5 protein-coding genes are annotated in these 4,890 nt (G+C 61.3%); 3 read left to right on the top strand and 2 right to left on the bottom strand.

Annotated elements, in window-relative coordinates; translation table 11 throughout:
• A partial coding sequence (locus GSQ79_RS24210) for an SRPBCC family protein (RefSeq protein ID WP_174243263.1) occupies positions 1-366 on the top strand: 366 nt, incomplete at its 5' end.
• A 702-nt stretch (positions 367-1,068) separates the two neighbouring features.
• Here the strand turns inward: GSQ79_RS24210 and GSQ79_RS24215 are convergent.
• Positions 1,069-1,947, bottom strand: a complete 879-nt coding sequence (locus GSQ79_RS24215; protein ID WP_158811324.1) for an SDR family oxidoreductase — start codon at positions 1,945-1,947, stop codon at positions 1,069-1,071.
• A gap of 171 nt (positions 1,948-2,118) precedes the next feature.
• Here GSQ79_RS24215 and GSQ79_RS24220 point away from each other — a divergent pair, with 171 nt between their 5' ends.
• The gene (locus GSQ79_RS24220) at positions 2,119-2,775 is read left to right on the top strand and encodes a TetR/AcrR family transcriptional regulator (protein ID WP_246725556.1); all 657 of its coding nucleotides are present in this window, start codon (positions 2,119-2,121) and stop codon (positions 2,773-2,775) included.
• Between the two features lie 447 nt (positions 2,776-3,222).
• Here the strand turns inward: GSQ79_RS24220 and GSQ79_RS24225 are convergent, their stop codons facing one another.
• Positions 3,223-4,113 (bottom strand): aldo/keto reductase, encoded by an 891-nt coding sequence (locus tag GSQ79_RS24225; RefSeq protein ID WP_158811326.1) that lies wholly within the window; start codon positions 4,111-4,113, stop codon positions 3,223-3,225.
• Between the two features lie 74 nt (positions 4,114-4,187).
• Here GSQ79_RS24225 and GSQ79_RS24230 point away from each other — a divergent pair, with 74 nt between their 5' ends.
• Positions 4,188-4,751, top strand: coding sequence for a TetR/AcrR family transcriptional regulator (locus tag GSQ79_RS24230; RefSeq protein ID WP_210253205.1), 564 nt, complete (start codon positions 4,188-4,190; stop codon positions 4,749-4,751).
• Positions 4,752-4,890 lie beyond the last annotated feature (139 nt).

A 4,890-nucleotide genomic window follows, 5' to 3' on the forward strand; every position in this document is an offset into this window, starting at 1 on the left:
TCAGACCGCACGGTTCATTTGACTGATGGTAGTACCGCTCACGAGCAGGTCACGGATTACGATCGTCCATCGTATTTCGCCTATCGGGTCAGCGAGCCGAGCTTTTCTCTGCGCTACTTGATGATCGATGCTGTCGGTGAGTGGTGGTTTACCCCGGGGAAGGGAGGCACTCACGTCCGATGGACCTACACCTTCCATGCGCGGGGCATGTTTACAAAATTGCCCCTGGCGATGTTCGGGTCAACGCAATGGTCCGGTTATATGGACGTTTGCTTGAAGAACGTCGTGCGCCATTTCGGTTCGAGCTCACATTCGATCTCCTCCCCCGGCACTAACAAAAAGCGTCAGTCAGCACGTCGCTGGTAGCGCAAGCCGACCCAATTCTTGATTACGCATGGGCCGCAGCTCCAGCGGCCGGCCGGAGAAGCTGGTCGGGACGCAGCCGGCCGGGCGCGGTTGGGTCAAGCCGGTATCGGCGTCGCTTACCTTCCCGACCATGCCCGCGCCGGCTACTTAGCCTCGGAAAAGCTCGTCCATGTCTTTTGAGATTGGCAAAGTCAGGCAGCAATCGCCCACATCATGTTCACAACCCGGCAAGGTCTGCAGCCCGCCTCGCGTACCTTGATAGACCATCTCGCGCGGCCTTTACAAAGCTGTGAGCGAGAAAAATATCAGGCTCTCCAAAGGGGTAAGATTCGCGCGGTTCGAACCTGGCGCCTCCGAACCATGTCCGCTATCTGGGCTCTGCGTCGAAGGCTAGGAACGTCAGGGCTGGGCGCTATCCCAACCGGCTGCCTTACGGCTGGACCTGCCGATTTCCGGCAGGTTCAGGGCGGTGCCGGTAAGGTAGATGCCGTTCAGTGGGCTGGTGTGCCGCCGACAGGAGCCGACTAGGCATCGCCGTTTCCCCGTGATGGCACGAACGTCCGGATCTGACAGAAGCCGCCAACCGAGTGTCATGAAGCTGCCGGACTGCAGCCGCCACCCTTGTCGCCGTCAGAGGACGCTACGTCCCGATGGCGACCGAGGCGACGGGGCAATTCGAACCGGAGCGTAGAACTCCTGCTCTCAGCTTGTCGGGCGCCCGCCCGTATCGGCGGCGGCCAGCACGTCGTGAAGGGTCGTTGGTGAACGGCTCAGCAGGGTCGCGAGGGTCGGATCCACGGCAGTAAACTCGCCCGCCCGCGCCGCCCGGTACATGCCGAGCATGAGGTCGACGATGATAGGCGGCGCGCCATTTGCCGTAATGCGCCGGGCCTCTTCTTCATCGCTGATCATTCGCCATTCCACCGGCCGGCCGTGGAGATCGGTGAGGATCACCGCCACATCGGCGAAATCTAGCGCTTGCAGTGCCGTTAGGGGCGGCGTCGGGCCTTCGAACCGGCTTTCCTGCATCAGGACCTGCGCCGCCGCGGCCGCCAGGTCGCCGCGGTCCGTCCACGACACCTTGCCGTCCTGCGGCGTCTCGATGACACCCGAGGCGGCGGCGCCCATGATCCTCGTCACCGTGTTGGCGTAGAAGCCGTTGCGCAACGCTGTCCAGGCTAGGCCCGATTCACTCAGCATCTGCTCGGTGGCAGCATGTACGCGCGCGGGCAAAAAAGCCGAACCGGCATCTGCTCCCATGTGACTGGTGTAGACGATCCGGCGCACGCCCGCCGCCCGCGCAGCCTCGATAGCCGCCCGGTGCTGTGCAAGGCTGTCGCCGCCATAGGCTTGCGCATTCGAGGACACCATCAAGACTTGCGACGCGCCTTCGAAGGCCGAAGCCAGTGTGTCGGGTTCCGCGAAATTGCAGCGACGCACCTGCACGCGCCGGGCTGCAATATCAGCCGCCTTGGCCGGATCGCGCGTGGTGGCAACGACCTGATCCACCGGGAGCAGGTCGAGGAGCTGCTCCACGATCTGCCGGCCGAGCTGGCCCGTCGCGCCTGTGACGATGATCATCCGTCTTCTCCACTCGCTGTTATCGATGGTAACAGACCATCCATAGCGATTATTATCAATGGAAGCAAGTTCGCGCTAGCGTCGATATTAATCTTCGGGTATTCTTAGGCTATGCCCAGCCCTCCAATGCCCTCAGATGATCTTCGAAACCCGAACACTCGCTCGCGGATTATGGCCGCTGCCGCCGGCTTGCTTGCAGCCGGTGGCGCCGATGCAGCGACGACCCGCGCCGTGGCTGATGCCGCGGGGGTACAGGCGCCAACGATCTATCGCTTGTTCGGCGACAAGCAGGGTTTGCTCGAGGCGGTCGCCGAGCAGACTCTGGCCGACTATGTGGACAGTAAAGCCCGACGGCTTCCTGAAGCCGATCCCGTGACGGATCTGCGGGCGGGGTGTGACGCGCACGTTGCGTTCGGGCTGGCGAACCCGGCCATCAGCGCCTTGATCAATGCGCCCCAGGGGCGGGCGTCGCGCGCCGCACAGGCCGGTGTTAGCGTGCTACGCGAACGCGTACGCAGGGTCGCGCAGACCGGCCGGCTGCGCGTAAGCGAAGAGCGCGCTGTGGACCTGTTGCACGCCATGGGAACCGGCACCGTGCTCGCTCTGCTTCAGAAGCCGGCCGGAGAACGCGATGGCTTGGCAGAGACTGCGCGCGAGGCCGTGTTCGCGGCCATTCTCGACGAGCAATCCCCAGCCGTTCCCTCGGGCATGGCCGGCATGGCCTCCGCCCTGCGCGCCGGCCTTGACGACCTTGCCGTCCTTACCCCCGGCGAGCGACACCTCCTGTCCGAGCTACTCCACCGAATCGCCAACGCCAGCGACCGATAGGTCGCAAGTCTGTCGATCGCCGATCCAGGCATCGTATGTGAAGGGCAGCAATCCCATGTGCTGTCTGAACCTACCCGTGCTGCGTCACGGCACGTTGCGCGATCGGCTTCGTTGACCGCTCGCACCCATGCTTGTGGTGCGCACCGCAGCTTGGCGACTCTACTCGAACGTTTCCTTCCGTAAAAATGTGCTCACTACATCCGAACTCAGGATAGTGGAACTTGAGCGAGACTTACTTTAGATACTGGTCGGACAAGCGACGATTGGCCCATTCGTCATGAAGTAACGACTTGATCGGGATGCGCGAGCGCCACAGCGTCCGCGCCCGCTGGAAAACAGATCTGCGCGGAAACGTCCTCGGCGACGCGATAGACCATATCAGCCACCTCGTCTTCGATCGTCTGGAGCGAAGGAGCACCGAAGCTCCCGAATCGGCTTAGAGATCCACTAGATTGCCTCAAGTTCGGCTAGGACTTCCGGACTGAGATTTATAGAAGCCGCTGAGATGTTTTCGTCGAGATGTTGTTCATTCGCCGTACCGGGGATCAGCAGCATGTTGGGAGAATGCGCCAGCAACCACGCGAGACCAAGCTGCGATGGCGTGATCTTCAACCTCCTCGCAACTTCGATGACCGTGGGTTGGTCGACCACCTTCGGCCAGCTCGGAAACACACCGCCAAGGGGGAAAAAGGGGACCCAGGCTATCTCGTGTGCGCGGCAAAGCGCGAGCATGTCCTCAAACTCGCGGCTCACAAGACTATAGGCATTCTGAACGCAGGCAATGCCCGCAGGCAGTGCGCGACGCAGGATCGCTATATCGACCGCACTCAAACCGATAGCGCCGATTTTGCCTGCGTCACGTAGCGCGATCAACATTTCCAACTGATCGTCGAGATCAACGATCTGATCGCCTTCAGCAACCAAGCCGGGACCTACGTCCAGACGGCGCAGGTTTACAAGCGAGATCTGCTCGATGCCGAGACTGCGGAGGTTGTCCTCAACGCTGGCTTGGAGTTGTTCTGGCCGCTGCGCAGATTTGATAGGACGCGCTGCACCCGGATCAGGATCTGCACCGACCTTGCTGGACACGAGAACGTTTCGGCGCGAACCGACCGCCTTGCGGATCACGCCGTTGACGAAGCCGTTGCCATAGAAATGCGCGGTGTCGATGTGGTCGACACCTAGATCCATGGCGTGTTCCAGCAGCGCCACTGCTTTCGACGGATGGCCCGCGCAACGATCAAGTTGCATCGCACCGTAGCCCATCCTAGAGACCTTCCGCTCGCCGAGGGGATAGCTGCCAGCCAGCGCAGCCGAAGGTGATGTCTGTGAAGACATGAACGATACTCCTTGATAAGATCCGGGACCGGAGGCCCATCCGGTTCGCAAGCTGTAAACGGAGGAGCCTCCGAATGTCAATGTTGTCGACCCTTCGTTCGGATGCGGCGAAAAATCGGGAGCGCCTGATCCATGAGGCGCGTACCCTTTTCCTGACCGAAGGTGCAGGCAGCCTGGAAGCAATCGCCCGGGCAGCAGGCGTCGGCATCGGCACGCTCTACAGGCACTTTCCAACACGCGAGGCACTGGTAGAGGCCGTTTATCAGCGTGAGCTCGATGCTCTCGAACGGGATGCCGTTGGGTTACTTGCGAAACACTCAGGTGTTGAGGCTATGCGACTCTGGATGGACCGCTACGCCGATTTCGTTGCCACGAAACATGCCATGCACGATCCGCTTCGGGCAGTCCTCGCAACCCGATCGCCTGCGGTCTCGGAAACGCGCAAAAGGATTAACATCGTGGTCGGAATCCTTATTGCGGCAGGAACTCGGGACGGTACGCTGCGAAACGATGTACAGCCGGACGACGTCACGCTCAGCCTTGCCGGCGTGGTGCTGGCGGCGGCGACGTCGTCCGACGCCGATCAGGCGCGACGGTTGCTCGATATATTGATGGCGGGATTGCAGCGCAGACCCTGAACGGCGCCTATACCAATGCAATCTTCGATGTCCGGGCGCTTAGTCGCCGTTCTCGTAAAAGTGTGTTTCGGCTTGCAACAATGGCTCTGACTCAATCTGCGTGCAGTTCTCCAACGAGACGAGCGCGGAGAAGATCGAG

This window comes from Beijerinckia sp. L45 (assembly GCF_009765775.1).
GTDB lineage: Bacteria > Pseudomonadota > Alphaproteobacteria > Rhizobiales > Beijerinckiaceae > RH-AL1.

What these genes read in the sequence shown, in the direction of transcription:
- GSQ79_RS24230 (WP_210253205.1), top strand. Translation starts at nt 4,188, where the DNA reads ATGTCAATGTTGTCGACCCTTCGTTCGGATGCGGCGAAAAATCGGGAG.
- GSQ79_RS24215 (WP_158811324.1), bottom strand. Translation starts at nt 1,947, where the DNA reads ATGATCATCGTCACAGGCGCGACGGGCCAGCTCGGCCGGCAGATCGTG.
- GSQ79_RS24220 (WP_246725556.1), top strand. Translation starts at nt 2,119, where the DNA reads ATGGCCGCTGCCGCCGGCTTGCTTGCAGCCGGTGGCGCCGATGCAGCG.
- GSQ79_RS24225 (WP_158811326.1), bottom strand. Translation starts at nt 4,113, where the DNA reads ATGTCTTCACAGACATCACCTTCGGCTGCGCTGGCTGGCAGCTATCCC.